General features: G+C 48.1%; 23 protein-coding genes. 17 read left to right on the top strand and 6 right to left on the bottom strand.

Going from position 1 to position 19,599, the window contains the following annotated elements; translation table 11 throughout:
* Window positions 1-16 precede the first annotated feature (16 nt).
* The 3 genes from F463_RS0105175 to F463_RS0105165 are packed head-to-tail and all read right to left on the bottom strand — an operon-like array spanning window position 17 to window position 3,828.
* Window positions 17-1,096, bottom strand: coding sequence for a DNA topoisomerase IB (locus tag F463_RS0105175; protein ID WP_245545132.1), 1,080 nt, complete (start codon window positions 1,094-1,096; stop codon window positions 17-19).
* Window positions 1,038-2,447 (bottom strand): PQQ-dependent sugar dehydrogenase, encoded by a 1,410-nt coding sequence (locus F463_RS0105170; protein WP_018985991.1) that lies wholly within the window; start codon window positions 2,445-2,447, stop codon window positions 1,038-1,040. Before F463_RS0105170 ends, F463_RS0105175 begins: the two co-directional genes overlap by 59 nt.
* A 19-nt stretch (window positions 2,448-2,466) precedes the next feature.
* Window positions 2,467-3,828, bottom strand: a complete 1,362-nt coding sequence (locus F463_RS0105165; RefSeq protein WP_018985990.1) for an SAM-dependent methyltransferase — start codon at window positions 3,826-3,828, stop codon at window positions 2,467-2,469.
* A gap of 434 nt (window positions 3,829-4,262) precedes the next feature.
* On the opposite strand from F463_RS0105165, the gene F463_RS0105160 reads away from it, so the two are divergent.
* From F463_RS0105160 to F463_RS0105135, 6 genes are all read left to right on the top strand, one after another.
* Complete coding sequence (locus F463_RS0105160) at window positions 4,263-4,583, top strand: hypothetical protein (RefSeq protein WP_018985989.1); 321 nt, start codon at window positions 4,263-4,265, stop codon at window positions 4,581-4,583.
* 22 nt (window positions 4,584-4,605) lie between these two features.
* Window positions 4,606-5,502: an SDR family oxidoreductase gene (locus F463_RS0105155; protein WP_018985988.1), complete on the top strand. Its 897-nt coding sequence runs from the start codon at window positions 4,606-4,608 to the stop codon at window positions 5,500-5,502.
* A 46-nt stretch (window positions 5,503-5,548) separates the two neighbouring features.
* Window positions 5,549-6,130: a hypothetical protein gene (locus F463_RS0105150; RefSeq protein ID WP_018985987.1), complete on the top strand. Its 582-nt coding sequence runs from the start codon at window positions 5,549-5,551 to the stop codon at window positions 6,128-6,130.
* A 165-nt stretch (window positions 6,131-6,295) separates the two neighbouring features.
* Window positions 6,296-6,835, top strand: a complete 540-nt coding sequence (locus F463_RS0105145) for a c-type cytochrome (RefSeq protein WP_018985986.1) — start codon at window positions 6,296-6,298, stop codon at window positions 6,833-6,835.
* A gap of 114 nt (window positions 6,836-6,949) precedes the next feature.
* A complete protein-coding gene (locus tag F463_RS0105140) occupies window positions 6,950-7,252 on the top strand; it encodes a hypothetical protein (protein WP_231587251.1) in 303 nt (100 codons plus the stop codon).
* A gap of 71 nt (window positions 7,253-7,323) precedes the next feature.
* A complete protein-coding gene (locus tag F463_RS0105135) occupies window positions 7,324-7,662 on the top strand; it encodes a four-helix bundle copper-binding protein (protein ID WP_026295322.1) in 339 nt (112 codons plus the stop codon).
* 17 nt (window positions 7,663-7,679) lie between these two features.
* Here F463_RS0105135 and F463_RS0105130 read toward each other — a convergent pair whose 3' ends face one another.
* On the bottom strand, window positions 7,680-9,119 hold the full coding sequence (locus F463_RS0105130; protein WP_018985983.1) for a phage tail sheath family protein: 1,440 nt from the start codon (window positions 9,117-9,119) through the stop codon (window positions 7,680-7,682).
* 171 nt (window positions 9,120-9,290) lie between these two features.
* Window positions 9,291-9,599 (bottom strand): BON domain-containing protein, encoded by a 309-nt coding sequence (locus tag F463_RS0105125; protein WP_018985982.1) that lies wholly within the window; start codon window positions 9,597-9,599, stop codon window positions 9,291-9,293.
* 187 nt (window positions 9,600-9,786) lie between these two features.
* On the opposite strand from F463_RS0105125, the gene F463_RS14600 reads away from it, so the two are divergent.
* From F463_RS14600 to F463_RS15075, 10 genes are all read left to right on the top strand, one after another.
* The gene (locus F463_RS14600) at window positions 9,787-10,350 is read left to right on the top strand and encodes a hypothetical protein (RefSeq protein WP_018985981.1); all 564 of its coding nucleotides are present in this window, start codon (window positions 9,787-9,789) and stop codon (window positions 10,348-10,350) included.
* A complete protein-coding gene (locus F463_RS0105115) occupies window positions 10,334-11,275 on the top strand; it encodes a Kiwa anti-phage protein KwaB-like domain-containing protein (RefSeq protein ID WP_018985980.1) in 942 nt (313 codons plus the stop codon). Before F463_RS14600 ends, F463_RS0105115 begins: the two co-directional genes overlap by 17 nt.
* Window positions 11,276-11,298: 23 nt before the next feature.
* Window positions 11,299-12,048, top strand: a complete 750-nt coding sequence (locus F463_RS0105110; RefSeq protein ID WP_018985979.1) for an alpha/beta fold hydrolase — start codon at window positions 11,299-11,301, stop codon at window positions 12,046-12,048.
* A 311-nt stretch (window positions 12,049-12,359) separates the two neighbouring features.
* Window positions 12,360-12,887 (top strand): RNA polymerase sigma factor, encoded by a 528-nt coding sequence (locus F463_RS0105100; RefSeq protein WP_018985977.1) that lies wholly within the window; start codon window positions 12,360-12,362, stop codon window positions 12,885-12,887.
* A gap of 22 nt (window positions 12,888-12,909) precedes the next feature.
* A complete protein-coding gene (locus tag F463_RS0105095) occupies window positions 12,910-13,218 on the top strand; it encodes a hypothetical protein (protein WP_018985976.1) in 309 nt (102 codons plus the stop codon).
* Window positions 13,219-13,412: 194 nt separating this feature from the next.
* Window positions 13,413-13,961: an RNA polymerase sigma factor gene (locus tag F463_RS14100; RefSeq protein ID WP_169623157.1), complete on the top strand. Its 549-nt coding sequence runs from the start codon at window positions 13,413-13,415 to the stop codon at window positions 13,959-13,961.
* A complete protein-coding gene (locus F463_RS14595) occupies window positions 13,958-14,407 on the top strand; it encodes a cupin domain-containing protein (protein WP_154650014.1) in 450 nt (149 codons plus the stop codon). Before F463_RS14100 ends, F463_RS14595 begins: the two co-directional genes overlap by 4 nt.
* Before the next feature lie 47 nt (window positions 14,408-14,454).
* Window positions 14,455-15,531: a YheT family hydrolase gene (locus tag F463_RS14090; RefSeq protein ID WP_018985973.1), complete on the top strand. Its 1,077-nt coding sequence runs from the start codon at window positions 14,455-14,457 to the stop codon at window positions 15,529-15,531.
* A gap of 427 nt (window positions 15,532-15,958) precedes the next feature.
* Window positions 15,959-16,849 (top strand): PEP-CTERM domain protein, encoded by an 891-nt coding sequence (locus tag F463_RS0105075; RefSeq protein WP_018985972.1) that lies wholly within the window; start codon window positions 15,959-15,961, stop codon window positions 16,847-16,849.
* A gap of 272 nt (window positions 16,850-17,121) precedes the next feature.
* On the top strand, window positions 17,122-17,367 hold the full coding sequence (locus tag F463_RS15075) for a hypothetical protein (RefSeq protein WP_211209179.1): 246 nt from the start codon (window positions 17,122-17,124) through the stop codon (window positions 17,365-17,367).
* Between the two features lie 131 nt (window positions 17,368-17,498).
* Here F463_RS15075 and F463_RS0105070 read toward each other — a convergent pair whose 3' ends face one another.
* Window positions 17,499-17,933, bottom strand: coding sequence for a GlcG/HbpS family heme-binding protein (locus F463_RS0105070; RefSeq protein ID WP_018985971.1), 435 nt, complete (start codon window positions 17,931-17,933; stop codon window positions 17,499-17,501).
* Window positions 17,934-18,317: 384 nt separating this feature from the next.
* On the opposite strand from F463_RS0105070, the gene F463_RS0105060 reads away from it, so the two are divergent.
* Window positions 18,318-19,550 carry a tyrosine-type recombinase/integrase gene (locus F463_RS0105060; RefSeq protein WP_018985969.1) on the top strand — a complete coding sequence of 411 codons (1,233 nt, stop codon included), beginning with the start codon at window positions 18,318-18,320 and terminating at the stop codon, window positions 19,548-19,550.
* Window positions 19,551-19,599 lie beyond the last annotated feature (49 nt).

Here is a 19,599-nt window from a genome sequence, read left to right as displayed (position 1 = left end):
TGTACTTCATCAGAAATTATCTTTGTTGTAATAATCGCAGCATGCTTTGCTCTGCGGTACTCAATGCAGGCCAGCCATCCTCGGTGTGTTGTCCCGGCATATTCCATTCGCGGCCAGCCAGATAGCTGTCAATAATGTAAGGATGCACATAACTGTTGCGACAAATGGCCGGTGTGTTGCCCAGTTTGGAGGCTGCTAGCCGGATAGCCTCCACCACGTTCTTTTTGCCTTCGGTCTCATTGCTGCAAGGTGGGCATTCACTCAACGCCTGTAACACATGCAGACTGCCAAACCAGGTGCGGAAATCCTTGGCCGTGATGTCCTCGCCTGTCACCTGTCGCAAATACTCGTTCACATCTGTAGAGCCTATTGCATGCTGCTCACCATGCTCATCCACATATTGGAATAATGCCTGGCCGGGTAGCTCACGCAGGTGGCGAAGCATGCGTGCCAGGCGCCGGTCATGCAAGCGTATGCGATGCATCACCCCGCTCTTGCCACGGAAATGAAACCGTACCTCACTGGACTCGATCACCACGTGACGGTGACGCAAGGTGGTCAGGCCAAACGACTGGTTGCTCTTTGCATAGGCGTCATTGCCTACACGGATCAAGGTGTTTTCCAGCAAGTACACCATCATGGCCAGGACCTTTTGCCTGCCCAGGCCAGGGGCTTTCAAATCTTTATCCACCTGCTGGCGGATGAGGGGCAGTTGTGCGCCAAAAGCGAGCATGTGCTCGTATTTTCTGGCCTCGCGTAATACCCGCCATTCGGCATGGTAAAGATACTGTTTGCGGCCTTTGGCATCGCGACCGGTGGCCTGGATATGCCCATGCGGATGCGGGCATATCCAGACCGATTGCCAGGCCGGTGGTATCTTCAGGCCAGCAATCCTTGCCAGATGCTGTTCACACTGAATGCATTGGCCATCTTCGTCCAGGTACCTGAACTTGCCCCTCACCCGCTTGCGACTGAATCCGGGTGTGACGTTTTCCTGGATGTAGTGCAGCTTTTGCGGATGAATGGTAGCTACTCGCTCAGTTTTCTGTGATGTCGATGTCAGTGTGTTCGGCTTCGCTAAGGGTTTGCCGTTCAAGCGCTTTTTGCGCTGTCTTGCGGCTATTACTGTTGCCTTTGACATTCCAGATGACATTGCCCACATCATCTGCCACTAACAAATGGCCTTTTTTATCCACCAGTACGCCGACCGGACGTCCTTGTGCCTGACCATCCACATTGAGGAACTCGGTCAGAACGTCAATCGGCTGGCCCGCCGGTTTACCCTCTTCAAACGGCACAAAAATCACCTTGTAGCCACTATAGGGACGACGGTTCCAGGAGCCATGCTGGCCGACAAACATGCCATTCTTGAATTGTTCCGGCAACTGGTTGCCCTTGGCTGGTGTCAGGCCCAGGGAAGCCGTGTGCGACCCCAGAGCATAATCCGGTTTGACGGCCTTGGCGACCAGGTCAGGTTTCTGCGGCTGGATACGGTCATCCACATGCCGGCCGTAATAGCTGTAAGGCCAGCCGTAGAAGGCCCCTTGCGTCACAGAGGTCATATAATCAGGCACCAGGTCGCTACCCAGTTCATCGCGTTCATTGACCACCACCCACAATGCCCCACTGTCTGGCTCCCAGGCCATGCCATTAGGATTGCGTAGTCCTGAAGCATAAATGTTGTGCTGGCCGGAGTTGGGGTCCACTTCCCAGATGGCAGCCCGTTCTTTTTCAATCTCCATGCCGTTTTCGCCCACATTGCTGTTGGAGCCGACCGTGACGTAAATTTTGCTGCCATCCTGCTTGGGCAGGATATTCTTAGTCCAGTGATGATTGCGCTCAGCAGGCAGATCTGTCACTTTGATCGGTGCAGCCTTGATTTCTGTTTGCCCTTCCTGGTAAGGAAACTTCACCAGCGAATCGGCATTAGCGACATAGAAGGCATCGCCAACCAGTGCCATTCCAAAAGGGGAATGCAGGTTCTCGATAAAGATATGACGCTCATCTGCGACACCGTCGCCATCGTTATCACGCAACAGGAGTATACGGTTCATGCTCTCTGCCTTGGCACCGCCGTCTTTCATAAACTTGCTGGCAATCCAACTTTTGAGGTCGAATCCATCACTTTTTTCATGATGGTTGGTTTCCGCGACCAAGATGTCGCCATTTGGTAATTCATATAGCCAGCGTGGATGTTGGAGGTTACTGGCAAAGGCAACGACGTTGGTGCCTGGCGGAGAGGTGGGTTTCTTGCCTTCCGGCCAACCTACTGCCTCAGCTACGTGTATCGTCGGGAACCAGCTTTTATTGTAGGCAGATAAATCGGGGTCTGGTCCATAGCCGGCGCTTTCAGGTAATTTGGCCGGTTGCGAACAACCAGTCAAGACGATGATGCACGCAGAAGCAATCAAAGAAAGGGTTGGGTGAGAAGGTGATTTCAATGGCATCATTCGCTCCTTGTCGTTTTTATCGGCGTGTCGCCACAATTTGGTGGATGCCTGTCACACCCTGTTCAAACTGAATGGCACTGGCTGTCATATACAGGCGCCAGAGTCGGTAGGTCCTTTCACCGACGATGCTGGCGATGGTTTCGTGATTCGCCTCCAGTCCGGCCAGCCATTGGTGCAGGGTCATCACATAATGCCGACGTAGTCCCTCGACATTGAATACATCAAATTTGGCTGCATCCATCTGCTGTAACAGATGGGGGAAAGTGGTCAGTGCTCCCTGCGGATACAGCTGGCGGTTGATAAATTCGCTGGAAGCATCCTGGGTCGATTCATTGGTAATGCCATGTGTCAGGAACAACCCGCCTGGTTTAAGGGCTGCATGCACTTTGGCCAGGTAATCGGGCAAATATTGCTCGCCAATATGGTCGGCAATGCCAATGCAGGCGGCTTTGTCGTAACTGCCCGTGGCTGGCAGGTCGTGGTAGCTAGCGAGTTCTATCTTGACCAAGTGTTCCAGGCCTTGACTTTGCACTTGCTTGACCGCGTAGGCATATTGGCTGGCGTTTTGAGTGATGCCATGGACGAACACGCCATAATGTTTGGCTGCCCAGCAGGCGAGCCCACTCCAGCCGCAACCAATATCCAGCAGCGAGTCACCGTGCTGTAAATGCAGCTTCAGGCAAATCAGGTCTAGCTGATTGCGTTGCGCCTGCGCCAGTTCATGCGTGTTGCCTGAAAAATAAGCACATGCATGCAACATGTGCTCGCCGAGCCAGCACTGGTAAAAATCTTCGGGGACTTCGTCATAGCTGAGCGCGATGGATAAAGCGTCTTGTGCGGCAGGCTTGACGCCGTGGTATGGGGTACCACTGTGGGGAAGACTTTGTCTGGGCGCATTAGAGAAATCCGCATCAGTCGCCAAGGTTAATGCCCTAAAGACCAGGCCTAATTTTTCATGCAGCGGCAAGGAGAGGGATTCAAAGTGTTCCCGTAATTGCATGGCAGCATGAAAGTCACCCAGAATCTGGACCTGACCGGCAAGGTAAGCTTCTGCCAGATGTTTGGGATCAGTAAACCAGACCATATTACGCAATACCGAAGCTTGCTCCAGACAAACGGTAAATGCTGGAGTGCCTTCGCCAATATGGAGCATGTTGCCGTTCCACAATCTCACGGCAAATGCGCCACTGTAATCCTGAAATAAACGGTCGAGAATAAAGCGGGCTTGTGTGGTATCACTTTCAGTCTGTTGTGAGGCAGTGTGTTGTGAGGCTGAGTCCTCCCATCTCCAGAATGAGTCCCCTTGACTCTGGTTCAGCAAGGCCTGATCAAGAATCGTTTGATCCAACTGCAAGGGATTCACGGGATATTGACTCATGGTGCACTCCTACTCAATAAAACAAAAGACGCAATTTTTAAAGTGGCCAGCGACATTCAGAAAGGTGTTCGCCAGCTTCAGAAATATATAGTCATCAATGGACTGTCTGGGACTGAAGTGTAAAAAATGACCCAGTTGTCAAACATCGGGGAGTGGCTGATTGTGTTGTCAGACCTGTCTGACAGGAGAATGGAAGCGACGCATTGAAGCGGGCAGTGTTAAGCAGGCAGCGCCTTTATTGCATTTCTGACGCTTTGTTTGAAACATGTCCTACAGTCAAATCAGTGCATTGCCTACGGCCTCTCCGCCAGGCCTGCCATACAATGAATTCATCAACTTGCGTCACTCAGCGTGGATTGAGCCACGCAGGGATTCAGTGTCATGTTTAACCATATGACCAAGAATAATCTCTTATATTGAAAGGAGTAGAAGGTATGCAAAAGCCGATATCTCTCTTATTAGTGATCAGTGCGTGTTATGGCATGAGTTTGAATGCCGTGGCAGCGCCACCGGTCAACAATGCAGTGCCTCCCTGTGATGAGGCGGCACGTTCCACCAAACCATCCTGCAACATAGACTCGAATAGTGTTAACCAGCCGCCACAAATGCCACACGAACGCGGGGTGATTGTGCCGCCAGAAGTCCCGGCAGAGGGGCTGCCCAATCAGCAGCAGCGGCGCCAGCAACAGCGGACATTGCCGGGTGATCCAGCCCCAGTGGATCCAGCCACACCGGGAAACAATTTGAGAAACTAACCATTTTGCAAAAGGCATGAACATGCCTGCAGTGCATCGTGCAAAAGGAGTGAATATGGAAGCCGTTGAAGAAAAAATTAATCCGCCCCAGCATCAATACGTCCAGCCTGGGCGGGAATCTGATATGGAACCGCAACCGAAATATATCGAAGACGAATATGTCGGGAGCGACAAACTAAAAGGCAAGGTGGCCATTATCACCGGCGGCGATAGTGGAATTGGCCGATCGGTCGCTGTGCACTTTGCGGCCGAAGGGGCGGATGTGGCCATTGTTTACCTCGATGAACATGAGGATGCCGCAAAAACCAAGCAATTAGTTGAGTCGTATGGCACCCATTGCCTGCTGATTCCTGGTGATGTGGCTGATGAAGGTTTTTGTGAGCAGGCAGTGCATGACACGCTGCAACAATTTGGCAAGCTGGATATTGTCATTAACAATGCGGCACAGCAGTTTCCGCAGACCAGTATTGTCGAAATCAGTCAGCGCCAGCTGGAACACACCTTCAGGACTAATATTTTCTCTATGTTTTATATGGTCAAGGCGGCGTTGCCTCACTTGCCCAACAAAAGTCATATTATTAATACCGCCTCGGTCACTGCTTACCGGGGCAGCCCGGAATTGCTTGATTATTCCGCCACCAAAGGCGCAGTGGTTTCTTTTACCCGGTCCTTGTCAAAGCAGTTGGTGCATAAGGATATCTACGTCAATGCCGTGGCCCCCGGCCCGGTGTGGACGCCCTTGATTCCTGCCAGTTTTGATGAGAACAAGGTGAGCGAATTTGGTAACCAGGTGCCCTTAAAGCGGCCTGCCCAACCATGTGAGATCGCCCCGGCCTATGTGTTCCTGGCCAGCCAGGCCTCTTCTTATATGACCGGCCAGGTGATTCATCCCAACGGCGGCGAAATTATTAATGGTTGAGCCTTCCAGCTTTTAAAAGCTGAGTAAAGTCACAAGGAGAATACCCATGGTAAATTTACACAAGCATCACCCCTCCAATGAGGGCGAAGCCGTGCAGATTCTGCAGGATCAGCTGGATCATCAAGCACTGGCAGCGAATCAAAACCAGATCATGCCTGACCAGTCCCACCAGAACCCGTTGCGCAGCCAAGCCCGCCAGCAGGCGCAAGATCTGGAAGAACAACATCAGTCACGGCTCTGCCGATTAAAAGAGGACACTTTGGACGAAGGCGGCTTGGACCAAGAAGGATTGCATGAAGCCGAGCTGGATAAAGACGGACTGGATGAAGGGGATTTAAGGCATGTGAAGCTGGACGAAAGCAAACTGGACCCGCAGGAAAGGCAAGTAAGCAATACCCAGCGCAATGCCCCTGGGCCTGACCATGCCAGCCCTGAACAGCAGAATCAGGATCAGCTTAACTTGGAAAAACATACGGCTAACGAACAGGTGGAGGAAGCCAATAAAATGGAACAGGCTGAGAAGAATCCTCAGGTGCCGGGTAATCAGCAACATCAATCGCCGGGCAGTGCACCGCTCAATGATGTCAAGCAACAGCAGGGTATTGATACCTTGATCGATAACACCTAGGGATAAAATTGCTAGCAGAAAAAGTCTGGTTTTTGGCCAGACTTTTTTATTGCTTACTGTCCGAATAATCCTACAGCAGATTCCGCCATTGTTACATGGGCGCAAGTTTTCCTTTTATTCATAATGGGTCGCACTCAAGAACACTCAACCATTAAGGAGAATATGATGAACCATACTTTAGGATGTAGCCTGCTTTTGCTGGCATTCGGACTGACTGCGTGTGACAAACAAGCAGATACCAACGGCCCGGCTCCGGATACTGCTGCCAGTGGCGAAGCGATCCAATTTGTCAAAACCCAAGATGGCTCACCGCTTGAAATCAAGCATGAGTTGTTTGATACCCCTGCCGCTAAAGAATTTTTAGCCACGGGTAAAAACCCTTATATCGGAAAAGAAGATGCCATCGCTGAAGGGAAAAAGATTTTTCAGCTCTATTCATGTACCCAATGCCACGGCCCGGACGCAGGTGGTCAGGTAGGGCCTGCATTGACCGGGCCGAACTATAACTATGCCAAGGATGCGACCAATAAAGGCATGTTTGAAACCGTCTGGAACGGGACTAACGGCGGCATGGGCGCCAAAGGCAAAGGTCTCATGGATCCTTCAGATCCTAACAACGGCATTAGCCCGGACGAGTTACTCAAAGTGATCGCCTGGATCCGCAGCCACAACAGTAGCCTGACAGGCAATGAGGATGCTTCGTGATTATCCTACAGTTAATTTGTAGGACGGCCGACATACAGGGGTAGTAGAGACCAGTAGCATAAAGTTAATCCTGCGATATAAGCAGGTCATTCAAATGACGATTGAGGAGACTTTATGATGAAGAAACTACTACCTATGTTGTTAGCCAGTACGCTGGTGTGTTCTGTCAATATTGCCACGGCGGCGCCACAAGATAATGCGCCACCGGCACACCAGCAAAAAAATCAGGTGCCAGACACCACCCAGAACGGTAACTACCTGGAGCAGCAGCAAGATAACAATAACGATACCAAAGGCTCTGCCAATACCCAGCAACAGAACTCCACCAATAAGCCATCCAAAGCTGGCAACATGGAGAAAAGCAAACGCTTTCATCAAAAACCGGATGAGGGTGGTACAGGTGTGAAACAGCCATAGCCATCCTTAAACACTCCCCAGCCGGGGAGTGTTTGTTTCTGCTGGTAAATGAATAGATGAGGAGAATGGAAATGACTGATCACGATTTGAATATGTGTATGGAACTCTGTAAAAAATGTGCAGATGCTTGCGAAGCTTGTGCGATTGCCTGTGAAAAGGAAGCCAATCCTATGCTCAGGACTTGTATTGAACTCGATATGGACTGCGCGGATTTTTGCCGATTAACCGCTTCATTTATTGCGCGCCGTAGCGACTTTACGGAGTTGGTCTGCCAGGATTGCGCAGAAATTTGTACCGCTTGTGCCGTGGAGTGTGAACAACATGGATATGGACATTGCCGCACCTGTGCCGAGGCTTGCCGTCGTTGCGCCGAAGAGTGCCTCAAAGTGGGCGCAGCTGCCTTTGCTTAATGAAAGAGGCTCTCGAATCAGGCAGCGGATTGTTTCTGCTTTATTTTCAATACAATAAATTCGGCTGGCCGTACCACGGCCAGGCCGATCTCAATCAGTAGCAAGCCTTGCGCAATATCATTTGCCGTCATGGTTTTTCCCAAGCCGACATGAACAAAAAAAGCGTGCTCGGGTTTGCTGCCTTGCAAGGCACCTTGCCGCCAAAGCAAGTTTAAAAAGTTTTCTATCATGGCTTGTGCTCGCATCCAGGTATTGGCGTCATTAGGTTCAAATACCAGTGCCTGCAAGCCCTTGCAGGCTGAGGCTTCTATCCAGCGGCAAAATCGCCGTACACTGATATAGCGCCACTCGTTATCATTGCCTGCTAGCGTCCTTGCTCCCCATACTCGCGTGCCTTTGCCCTGAAATGTGCGGATCAGATTAATGGATTTGTCGCTGTTAACATCCACATTGTACTCAGCCTGTTGCTGGTCATTGAAGTTAAACACAGGATGACTCACCTGGTGTAGCGATTCATTGGCAGGCGCTTTCCAAATTCCGCGCGCCTGGTCAGTGGTAGCATACACTCCGACCACAGCCCCACAGGCTGGGAGGGTGTTTAAGGCGGTATTGGCTGCATCTATCCATTGCCTGGCCTGTGCGTGCAAGGCATACAGTTGCTCATTTAACAGCGCGCATTGGGCGCTTGTCTCTAGAAAGTTTTCTGCCTCACGAATTTGCGCAATCAAGGACCGCATGTTTTCATCCTGGGCCAGGCTTTCAGCCGTGACAATGGTGCTTTCCAGTTTAAACATCAAGCGACTCAGAGGGGTGGTTCTTGGCAAGCTTGCGATCAGCCAGGGTCCGTATGCGGCCCCGTTGTTGAGGTGGTCGTTGCCCACGCGTTGTTTAAAGCGGGTGGCTTCTTGCGCGAAGTCAACTGTATTCTGGCAGTGACCCAGGTCAAAGATGGCAAAACGATTGGGCGATTGTGCACACTGCGCGAGCGCGTTTGCCTCCAGCGTATGAGGCTCAGGGCAAAGTGTCAGGTCAGGCATGGCGATGAGCGTGGGCCCGGGATGGGGGGCGATGACATTCAAACCATATGCCAAGTTTTCGCTAGAGACCGCAGTGCTGTAGTCGCCAACCGAAACAATCATGCATTGAGAACCCCCATTGGCAAAAAACAGCCGCACGCTGTCGTAAAGATAAAAGGGCCGGTCTATCGTGGTGTTGGAGATGTGTTGTTCCGCATTGAGCCATAGCGTGACTGTGCTGGCAGGCCCGGCGCCAAACAAGGCTTCATACTCAAGCAAAGACGTCACTGTGGTAGGGATGAGCGCTAACGGTGTGTCTTGCGTGCCGGCTTTTTCCGTGTAGCCGATGAACGCGGGCAGGGTGGTTTCTAGCGCTGGCACACTCGGTGGTAACCTGCTGATCTCTTCAATATACACCCCAGGCGTTTTGTAATCAGGCATTGTGCTCTCCCCAGTGACCAGCAAGCGCTGAAATATAGGATTAATACCAATGCATTATAGGCGGATTCACATCCGGTGAGGGAAGTAGGATGGAGGAATAGGGGGGCTGAAAATGAAACTGCCCATAGGAATCGCGACGATTCCTATGGGCAAGATACACTGGCGGCAAACTTATTGCGCAACCACAATATCGTCTTTCACGGCAGTCACACCTTTAACTTGTTTGGTCAACTGCACCGCTTTATCTGCTTCAGCACGTGACTTGGCATGGCCTGTCAATTGCACCAGGCCATTGCTGTCGGTTTCCACTGAAATGTCTGTTGCGCTCACTGCTTTGTCTTTGGCAAATGCAGCTTTTACTTTGGCAGTGATCACGGAATCTTCCACTTTAGTCCCAATGGAGTCGCCATCAGCGGCAAAGCCTGCCATTGGCATTAACAAAGCACTAACAAGCAACATAGATTTGAGTGTGTTTTTCATGATTCTTTCCTTGTTTGAATTTAACGAGACCTCATTATCAAAAAATCAAAAAAATCGGGGTATACATCAAACTCTGATACTGTCGTAGGAATGGGCTGACTTCAAAAAGTGAGCGTTGATTACAAACCGTTCTGCCTGTATTCTTCACTAGGGTATTCCGCCTATACTGGTCATTGAAACGTACAACATGCAGCTTCATTTTTTGTCAGCCCTTGCCATTTTTATTAGTGGATATGCCCCACTCGGCTTGATTCTGGTGGTCAAGGATCTCAATGAAAATACGGCCTGGTTTGAACATCCAGCCAGGGCTGCTGCGATTGCGGTATTGTTTGTCGTCTGCGCGCTAATCACATTAAGTGCGGCGAGAAATATCAAGCAGGGTGTGCCGGTCAAAATCAATCGGGTGTCCAATAAATCTGCCGATATGTTTACCTACACCATTCCTTACATGATGTCTTTTTATAAATTTGACCTCGGCGACTGGAAGTTGCTGGTTTGCCTGTTTATTTTCCTGGCACTGTTGTTCGTTTTGTCTTACCGCACGCAAAATGTATTTGTAAACCCGGTGCTGGCGCTGGCAGGGTACGGATTATATGATTGCCAGTTCAAAGAAGGGACGCAGGAAAAGCAGGGCCTGTTATTGTCCAAAGATCATTTCCAGGTGGGCGACTATTGCGCGATCAAACGGCTTTCAAACTTGATGTATTTTGTCACGCAGGTAGAAAAGAAAGGAAATGACAGTGACGACTAGTGCCAATCAAAGCTTGCAGACACTACGCGGCACTGATTTCAAACATTGGCTGACCACGTTTTGGCTGGTGAAAAGAAAATTGAGCCAGCAACAGGCCAAATACTCGGTATTAAAAGTCGATACGGATGCCAGGCTGGAGCAGAAACTCAAGCATGCCGTCATCGCCAAAATAAGCGATCAAGGCTATCAGCTAGATGCCTATGACTTTCTCACCACTGACCAGGATAATGGCTTATTGACCATAGAGTCCGCTGCCACCGATGTCACCTTGATTGAGGCCGAGATCGATAAAGGCACCGCCAATCCTAAAGTGGAGAAATATGAAGATTTGCTCGATTCATGGGCCTTGGTTATCAAGCTGGAGCACCAGGATAAAACCTTGTATGCCTACCGTAAAATCCATAAATTCACCAACCCTGCCAAACTGGCGCATGTTTCTTTCCTGCAGTTTAAGGACCAGGAACTCAAGGACCTGGATCAGCAGGAGATTTTTACGATTGATACGCAGGTCGATTTTTTCAGCTATGAAGGCACTACTTTTATTGCCAACAAGAAAGAATTCGAGAGCACGCTCAATTTCCGGGCCGGGATGGAAAAAAACCGCGATGTGGTACTGCAGGAATTTGTGGACCTGAACATATTCAGCGATGCCAGTTTGCTCAAAGAGCACATAGGCGCGAATTTAAATTACCTGCGTAAAGTCTCTTCTATCCAGAAAAGCGGTTACTACAAAGACGCCCAGTTTCTACAAGAGCTGGTCAAAGTAAATGAGCAAAAAGGCTGGGGCTTGGTGATAGAAAACGGCGCCATCGTTATCAACGAAGCGTCTATTGACCTAGTCCTCACCTTATTAAATAACGGCCGCCTGGAGTCACCCATCAACCATGAAATGTTTGATGCAGCAGTCAAGAAAAAAGTCACCTAGTCATCAATTCCTGGTTTTAAAACATGCAATTACATTACCAAACACTGGGCCAAGGCCAGCCACTCGTCCTGTTGCACGGCTTATTTGGCTCCGCTGATAACTGGGGTAGTATCGCCAAACACTTTGCGCAGCACTACCAGGTGATCAGTGTTGATTTGCGCAACCATGGCCGTTCGCCGCACAATGACTCGCAAACACTCACCGACATGGCGGAGGATTTGCGGCAATTATGTGATGACTTAGGGTTGGCGCAACTTCATTTGCTAGGGCACTCCCTGGGCGGTAGAGTCGCCATGCTGTTTGCTGCGCAGTATCCAGAACATGTGAACAAGCTGGTTGTGGTGGATATGGGTATACGCGCTTATGCCGATGCACACACCCATTTGATAGACGCCATGCTAGCGCTGGATTTGAGTCAGGTTCAATCTCGAAGTGAAGCCGATAAAGCCTTGAGCGCTTCCATCAGTAACCTCATGGTGCGCCAGTTTTTGCTCACCAATCTGGTCAAGGTGGACGACCAGTTGCAGTGGCGCATCAACCTGCCAGCCCTTAAAGCCAACTACGCATACTTTCAGGCCGCCTTGGCTGTGCACTATGAAAAACCATGCCTGTTCATACGCGGCGAGCAAAGTGATTATGTGCGCGATCAAGACGTTGCCGTGATTCAGCAGCATTTTCCGCAATCGGAGTTTGCCAGCCTGCCTACAGGGCATTGGGTGCATGCAGAGCAACCGCAATTGTTTATAGAAACGGTAGAGAAGTATTTACTCTAAGCTGCTTAACGGGGGGAGTAAGATATTTCTCTTTATCTGTACCACTAATTCCAAGCCTAAGACATCCAGTACATCCAACAATTTTTGCAGTTGCACTGTAGGCTTGCCATTTTCAAGTTCGACAATAAACCGATTACCTGTATTGGCTAAGCCAAGCAAGTGGCTTAGGCGAGGTCATTTCTTTTGATTAGTTCATATAGCCGCCATGCTGCACAATCTGTCTTTAAAAAAGGTATTTCAGCATTCATACAATATTTCCATGCCTGAAACGTTTATACAGTATGGACATACATTTAGAAAACAATTTACTCATGACGCAGCAAGATTCTGTGATCACAGACACCTTCAATCAGGAAAAAGCCCGGCTTCGTAATTTCATCAGGAAGCGTGTGCCCAATGCTGGGGATGCTGAGGATATTTTGCAGGATGTGTTTTATGAGTTTGTCTCTGCTTACCGCCTGCCAGAGCCACTGGAGCAAGTCGGGGCGTGGTTATACCAGGTCGCCAGAAACCGCATTATTGACCGTTTCAGAAAGCAAAAGCAGGAAGTCGCCCTAGACCCCGACGAGGATGAGGATTCCCTCTGGCTGGAATCTATCCTTTCAATCGAACATGAAACCCCAGCCACGCTTTACGAGAAAAAACAGCTGGTTGAGCAGGTGGTGGCAGCGCTTAATCAATTGCCGGCCGAACAGCGGCAAGTGTTTATCGCCCACGAGCTGGACGGCAAAAGCTTCAAGCAAATTGCCGCAGAAACGGATGTTTCTATCAACACCTTATTAGCCAGGAAACGGTATGCAGTTTCGTTTTTAAGAGAACAATTGCAATCCCCTTACTAAAATCAATCAATTGGAGAAATAAATGAAAAGATGTAGAAGTAAATGTGCTGCCATCGCAGCGTTGGTGGTCGTCGCAATCGCCGCTTTATCTTATGTCGTCATGCTGTTGTGGAATCATGTGGCTGTTTCATTGGCCGATGGTATTAATGCGATTAATTACGGCCAGGCAGTGGGGCTGTTAATCCTCAGCAGGATACTTTTTGGCGGGTTTAGAGGTCGTCACGGGCACCACCACAAGCATTGCTGCGATGGCGCCATGACCGCAGAAGAGACAGAAAAAGTACGTTGTGGCTTGTTCAGCCGTTTTAAATCCAAACAAGATGACGCGTAACGCCCACGGCAGCACTTTTGATTTTAGTCGTGATCGTCACCTCGATTGATAGATTCATGGCCGTTAACTCACTCGACACGGTCTGCGTCATGCATGGATGCGTTTTATTTCTCTAAACTGCATCCAATTAAAGCAGTTTGTCGTACTTAACATCGGGTGCAATTAAAATATCAAAAGAAAATTTGGAATGAATTGTGAGAGATGACATCGAGGATTTGATAGCTCGAATAATAGATAGGGATGAGGATGCTTTTAACGAGTTGTATGAAGCTACTTTTAGCAAAATCTATAGTTTGGCTTTGAAAATTACCAAAGATCCGAGTACTTCTGAAGAAGTGGTTGAAGATACTTATTACCAGGTATGGCAGGAAATTTATCGCTACGATTTCAACAAATGCCCACTGTATAACTGGATGTTAATCATTTGCCGTTCTCGTGCAATTGATGCGGTAAGAAAGCGTAATGCAGTGCCTGAAATGGTCGTTAATTTCGATTGGGAAATAGAGTCAACAGACTTGTCAGCAGACGATAGGCTACAGGGTAAACAGGCGTCGCTGGCAGTCGTGAAAGCTTTGTCAGAAATTAAACCCTTGCAAAGGCAGTTGTTGCATCATGTTTTTTATTATGGATTATCACATCAAGAAATATCTCAGGTGATGAATATGCCGCTCGGATCCGTGAAATCAACCATTAACCGAGCACAAAAATCATTAAGAGAGAAACTCAAAGGTGAACAGTTTTGAATAAAGAGATGACAACCAATAAACCTGAATCATTGGATTTTGATTTATTTCTTGAGCTGTTTGAGGCGACGCCAGATTTGGCACCTAAGCACGAGACGAAAAACCATATCAAAAAGAAATTGATGCAACGGGTTTCACATAGCCGTAACGCACAATTTTTTGTATTTTCAGAGCAGGGTCAGTGGAAATCTATCAAGCATGGCATTCAAATCAAAGTATTGAAAAGCGATGACGAGGCCAAGTCATTTCTGCTCAAACTCGAACAAAATACGAGTATTCCTTATCACGATCATCAAAAAAATGAAGAAACGTTTGTGATTGATGGCGAGGTATGGCTGGACGGGATTCATTGTAAAAACGGTGATTATCATTTTGCGGGAGCTGGGACCTATCACAAAGAAATCCGCACTGAAAACGGCTGCACATTGCTTATCAAGACTTATTGATGCGCCAGCCAGTTAAACTAATGAGGGTAATTTATTTAATCCTGACCATGGCAGCATGTATATTTTCTGCTTCAACCTGCTTGGCAGCCAATGAATTTAAGGCGCCGATATGGCAAGTCGGAGGGCATCTGCAAACCATCGTTCCCTCACTGTTCCCGCAGGTTGCAAAGCAGACGTATGTCAGGGAGCGCTGGGAATTGCCGGATGGAGACTTTGTGGATGTTGATTGGACCGAACCGCCCGAGCAGTTGGATCACACGCAGAATAAACCAGTATTGGTGTTATTTCATGGCCTGGAAGGGAGCTCGCAAAGTCATTATGCGCGGGTGATCATGTCCTCTGCCAAACAACGCGGATGGATTGGCCTGGTTGTACATTTTCGCGGTTGCTCTGGCGAGCCCAATCGGCTGCCCCGCGTGTACTATGCCGGGGATGCTGAAGAGATCAATACCTTCATTTCAATCATTCATCAAAAACTCCCCGAAAAGACTCTTTATGCGGCAGGCGTGTCACTGGGAGGCAATGCGCTCTTAAAGTGGCTGGGTCAATATCCGAATGAGGCGAGCCAATTAGTCAAAGCGGCAGCTGCCATTTCAGCGCCTATCGATTTGAAACAAACAGCTCACAGCCTTGATAAAGGCGTTAATTATTTGTTATACAGCAAACACTTTGTCGCGACGATGAAGCCAAAAGCGTTGCAAATGGCCGAGCGCTTTCCGGACTATTTGGATGCCAGACGTATACAGGCAGTGAGTACCGTTCAAGGCATGGATAACGCGGTGACCTCAGTGTTGTTTGGTACAAAGAGTGCCGACGAATACTATGACGTGAATGCCTCCAAGCCCTGGTTGCATGCCATACAAACGCAGACGCTCATTTTAAATGCCAAAAATGATCCTTTTGTCCCCTTTGAAAGCTTACCCTCAGAAGCAGAGGTATCAAGCACGGTTCACCTGGATTATCAAGCTGAGGGTGGGCATGCAGGCTTTTACGGGCGTGGCGATAAAGAATCGCCATGGCTTGCAGAGCGCATCTTCAATTTTTTTGATGCCTCCGACCATGCGCAATTAGACGCTGTGGTCGATCCACTAATGTATTTTCATCCTGCCTCGCTTTATCAGTAATCTCTCAAAATCAACAATCTCGCTCACCGGTTCGCGAGGTCATCTCTTCGATCTCATTTTCTAATGATTAATCAACACTAGGCTAAATAATGTAGTGCTGAGTGCATCCATTTTCAGATGCATTGCGTATATCAGGTACGATAAAAGTTTTTCACTTTCGAAGTAAGCATTGAGTGAATTAGCGCATTTAAGCGCACGATTACTGCCAAATTGTTAATGCGATAATTTGTTACATGGAAATATTTATTGAAGGTGGTTGCTCTAAGCCGTTCATCAATTGATATAAAAACGGTTTTTTATAGTGATTGTTGGGAGCGTAAGTGGTGTGTGTCTTAGCTTGGTGGGTTCGGATGAAGCTAGTCCTGGTTTAGGTCACACGGTTTTGTAAGTCATTTTAATAACTGAAAATATATTTTGAGAGGTTAGTATGAAGAAAAGTGTAATTTATAAGGCAATATTGGGCACGTGTTTGCTAGTGGCGGCTTCCCAGGTAAATGCGAATACATTGTATGGCGTGAATAGCAGCAGTATTGCTGTGATTGATACCTTGAATTTAGGTGCAGTTTCCTACATCAATATTTCAGGGTTGGCAGCGAATGAAAGATTGCTGGGCGTTGACCTCAGACCAACAGATGGCTTGGTTTACGGGCTCACCAACCAGAACAGGTTGTATACCCTCAACACAACCACTGGTACAGCAACCTTCAAGAGCAACCTCACAGAAGCTTCCCTGGCCGGGCAATCTATCGGTATCGACTTTAACCCGGTTGCAGATTTTGCTGGTAATCCTTCGCTACGTGTAGTCACTGGCACAGGCAACAACTATGCGGTCAATGCCAATACTGGCGTAGTAGGCAATACCGCCGGTGCAAACATTGGCAGTGGTTATACCGCCGTTGCTTACACTAATTCAAATCCTGGCGTTAACCCTGCCAGCACTGGGCTGTATTACGTGAATTCGACCACAGACTCGTTAAACTTTCTCGCGAGTGGTTTTAATAATCCAGCCGGTGCGGGTGGCATTCAGACAGTCGGCACTTTGGGCGTAGATGTGTTGTCTGCGAACGGCTTTGACATTCTTGGCAACGGTAAGGCCTATGCCTTGTTTAACCTGGATAATGGTACCCTGGATTCCCAGTTGTTTTCGATTAACCTGATGACTGGCGCTGCGACATACATCACCACTTTAAACGGCACTTTCAATGGTTTGACCGGCGTAGCCGCCGCTGTGCCTGAACCGACAAACTTTGCATTCCTGCTGGCAGGTCTGGGTCTGATGGCTGGCGTGGCCACACGTCGCGCTCGTCAACGCGCATAATACACAGCTAAATCACTAAGCCTTAACAGGCCGATGCTTACTGGCATCGGCCTTTTTTATGTGAATGTGAAAAATCTGCAGCAGCACAGATGCTTGGTATCTGCATCTTTAGAAGGCAGCAGAGGTTAGGCTGGCTTAAAAAGTAAGGGTCGGTTTAATGTTACTAAGGCCCTAATCATCCGCCCCGGCCCGATCAAAACCCCAGGCTTGGTCGAGCTGGCAGGTGAAAATTCTGCCCAGCAGCAAGGCTTGCTGGATTATTAGGCTCTCAAGTGCCTATTGGCAGGGTAAGTAACCCTGATGAAGTCGCGAAGGCCGTGGCGTTTCTTGCATCACCAGAGGCCACCTTCATTAATGGGATTGAGTTTTTGTGGATGGTGGCCAGACGCAGATTAAACATTGCCTTTGCACGAGTGCTAAAATTAAATAGCACTCTTCATGACTACAACATACCTAAGCATATACCATTTGATTTAGCAGTTTATAAACCTTCAATAATCCAAAATTTCGGCTACTAGAAAATAAAAAAGGGTTGCTATTTTCGTAACCCTTTGTTTTTATAGGTGTAAATTCTGTGGTCGAACACAGCACCAACTTATTATGAGACCTATGTTCTTACTCGCTCAGGAAGCTGTAGTTATCATGTTAACTAAGTCCGCCAAGGATGCTTAGGTACATCACAAACACCAGCGACATTCACTCCAGCCTGAGCAACTAAGTGATCGTTCTCAACCGTGTCTCCACTTACCCCGATTGCACCGATCAACATACCTTCTTCATCCACAATAGGTAACCCACCTGGGAAAGTAATCAAGCCATCGTTGGAGTGTTCGATGCCGTATAAAGGCGAGCCTGGTACTGAAAGCTTGCCGATTTCGCCAGAGGGCATGGCGAAGTAACAAGCGGTTTTTGCTTTTTTAATAGCAATGTCGATACTGCCAACCCAAGCATCATCCATTCGAGTGAAGCTTTTCAAGTTGCCACCAGAATCCAATACGGCGATACACATCTTGACGCCAATTTGTTTGGATTTCTCAACGGCTTTGTCAATGATTTCTTGTGCGACTTCAAAACTTACGTGCATGTGTTTTCCTTATTGTCTAATTGATTGGTATCAATGTGACTATGCCCACAGGTTTAAATTCATTTAACTTTGCATGCGCTTGAAATAGGGTGCTTTGCAGAAGGTTGCGATAAATAAAAACGGCTCCCATTGCTGGAAGCCGTTTTTGTATTTGGTGGTGAAAGAGGGACTTGAACCCTCGACCCCAGGATTATGAAGGGCTCCCGGGCCAGTTTTATTCTCTTGGAAAAAACTTGAAATTGTTTTATAAGTTATTGATTTTAAATAATTAATATTGCCTTCAAGTTTTAACTGCTTATACTGCGTTTTATACAATTTTTCGCATTTCTGGCTACTACGTGGCTACTAATTTTTAACGAAAAATTGAGTAGAACGGAGTAAAACATGCAACAAAAACTCACCAAGGCATTTGTCGAAAAAATTGGCTTTGAACAATCTGGCCAGATTTTTTATCGAGATTCCGAATTAAAAGGATTTGGCCTGCGGGTCGGTCGTACCGCAAAAGTCTATTTTGCCGAAGCCAAACTGGATGGCAAAACAGTCCGCAAAAGTATCGCTCGCCATAACGTCATGACCATAGACGAGGCCAGAAACGAAGCCCGCAAAATTCTCACTGAAATTTCTACAGGCAAAAACCCCTTTGATGTTGAGCGGGCACGTAAAGCGATTAAGGTCACCGTGCAAGAAGTCCTCAATGAATATATCTCCAGTCGCGTCAATTTAAAAACCAGCACGATTCAAGATTATCGCAATACCTTTAAAACCTATCTGGGCGATTGGCTGAATAAAACGCTGCGCGATATTTCAAAAGATATGGTCGAAATGCGTTTTCGTAAGATTGGCGAAAACTCCCCAGCACAAGCCAATAAAGTCATGCGCAATTTTCGGGCGGTCTATAACTACGCCATGATTAAGTATGAAGACAGCAACGGCGACAGCATTTTTAAAACCAATCCCGTCAATCGCATTTCACAGTTGCGCATGTGGTATCGGGTCAATCGGCGCGTGACCTATATCAAGCCCTACAATCTCGCGCCTTGGTATGAGGCGGTCATGAATCTGTCTAATGACCTGATTGCGCCTAACCGTGAAACTATCCGCGATTATTTGCTGTTTGTCCTGTTCACTGGATTAAGACGACGTGAAGCAACTGCACTCACCTGGAACCGCGTGGATTTTAAAGACCGCACCTTTACCGTGATTGAGACCAAGAACCACACCGACCACACTTTGCCACTGACTGACTTTTTGTATGACATGCTGGCAGTTAGAAAAGCCAACGCCGTCAATCAGTATGTATTTCCAAACGAGTTTGGCACTGGCATGCTTAACGAGCCGAAAAAGCAGATTCAGCGTGTTGTGCAAGAAAGTGGCGTCAGCTTTAGTTTGCATGATCTGCGGCGTACTTTTATCACCATTGCCGAAAGTCTGGATATTTCAGCCTATGCCTTAAAACGACTACTCAATCATAAGATGACCAATGACGTTACGGCGGGTTATATCATCACTGATGTTGAGCGGCTGCGAACCCCAATGCAAAAAATTACTGACTTTATTTTGATACAGGTCGGGCAAAAACAGTCTGCATCTGTCACGCCATTACAGCGTATTGCATAGAAACTAAAAAATGCTTTTACTGTTTACAATTATCATCGGATGATATATA

It is taken from the genome of Methylophilus methylotrophus DSM 46235 = ATCC 53528, assembly GCF_000378225.1.
Classification (GTDB): domain Bacteria; phylum Pseudomonadota; class Gammaproteobacteria; order Burkholderiales; family Methylophilaceae; genus Methylophilus; species Methylophilus methylotrophus.
The sequence above is the reverse complement of the archived record's forward strand: the minus strand, read 5'-3'. Positions and strand labels throughout refer to the sequence as shown.

Coding starts and splice junctions, on each gene's coding strand:
- F463_RS0105170 (WP_018985991.1), bottom strand. CDS start 2,447: ATGCCATTGAAATCACCTTCTCACCCAACCCTTTCTTTGATTGCTTCT.
- F463_RS0105110 (WP_018985979.1), top strand. CDS start 11,299: ATGCAATTACATTACCAAACACTGGGCCAAGGCCAGCCACTCGTCCTG.
- F463_RS14600 (WP_018985981.1), top strand. CDS start 9,787: ATGCAGCTTCATTTTTTGTCAGCCCTTGCCATTTTTATTAGTGGATAT.
- F463_RS0105145 (WP_018985986.1), top strand. CDS start 6,296: ATGAACCATACTTTAGGATGTAGCCTGCTTTTGCTGGCATTCGGACTG.
- F463_RS0105130 (WP_018985983.1), bottom strand. CDS start 9,119: ATGCCTGATTACAAAACGCCTGGGGTGTATATTGAAGAGATCAGCAGG.
- F463_RS0105165 (WP_018985990.1), bottom strand. CDS start 3,828: ATGAGTCAATATCCCGTGAATCCCTTGCAGTTGGATCAAACGATTCTT.
- F463_RS0105060 (WP_018985969.1), top strand. CDS start 18,318: ATGCAACAAAAACTCACCAAGGCATTTGTCGAAAAAATTGGCTTTGAA.
- F463_RS14090 (WP_018985973.1), top strand. CDS start 14,455: ATGGCAGCATGTATATTTTCTGCTTCAACCTGCTTGGCAGCCAATGAA.
- F463_RS0105100 (WP_018985977.1), top strand. CDS start 12,360: ATGACGCAGCAAGATTCTGTGATCACAGACACCTTCAATCAGGAAAAA.
- F463_RS0105160 (WP_018985989.1), top strand. CDS start 4,263: ATGCAAAAGCCGATATCTCTCTTATTAGTGATCAGTGCGTGTTATGGC.
- F463_RS0105125 (WP_018985982.1), bottom strand. CDS start 9,599: ATGAAAAACACACTCAAATCTATGTTGCTTGTTAGTGCTTTGTTAATG.
- F463_RS0105075 (WP_018985972.1), top strand. CDS start 15,959: ATGAAGAAAAGTGTAATTTATAAGGCAATATTGGGCACGTGTTTGCTA.
- F463_RS0105135 (WP_026295322.1), top strand. CDS start 7,324: ATGACTGATCACGATTTGAATATGTGTATGGAACTCTGTAAAAAATGT.
- F463_RS0105070 (WP_018985971.1), bottom strand. CDS start 17,933: ATGCACGTAAGTTTTGAAGTCGCACAAGAAATCATTGACAAAGCCGTT.
- F463_RS0105115 (WP_018985980.1), top strand. CDS start 10,334: ATGACAGTGACGACTAGTGCCAATCAAAGCTTGCAGACACTACGCGGC.
- F463_RS0105155 (WP_018985988.1), top strand. CDS start 4,606: ATGCCTGCAGTGCATCGTGCAAAAGGAGTGAATATGGAAGCCGTTGAA.
- F463_RS0105140 (WP_231587251.1), top strand. CDS start 6,950: ATGATGAAGAAACTACTACCTATGTTGTTAGCCAGTACGCTGGTGTGT.
- F463_RS0105150 (WP_018985987.1), top strand. CDS start 5,549: ATGGTAAATTTACACAAGCATCACCCCTCCAATGAGGGCGAAGCCGTG.
- F463_RS0105095 (WP_018985976.1), top strand. CDS start 12,910: ATGAAAAGATGTAGAAGTAAATGTGCTGCCATCGCAGCGTTGGTGGTC.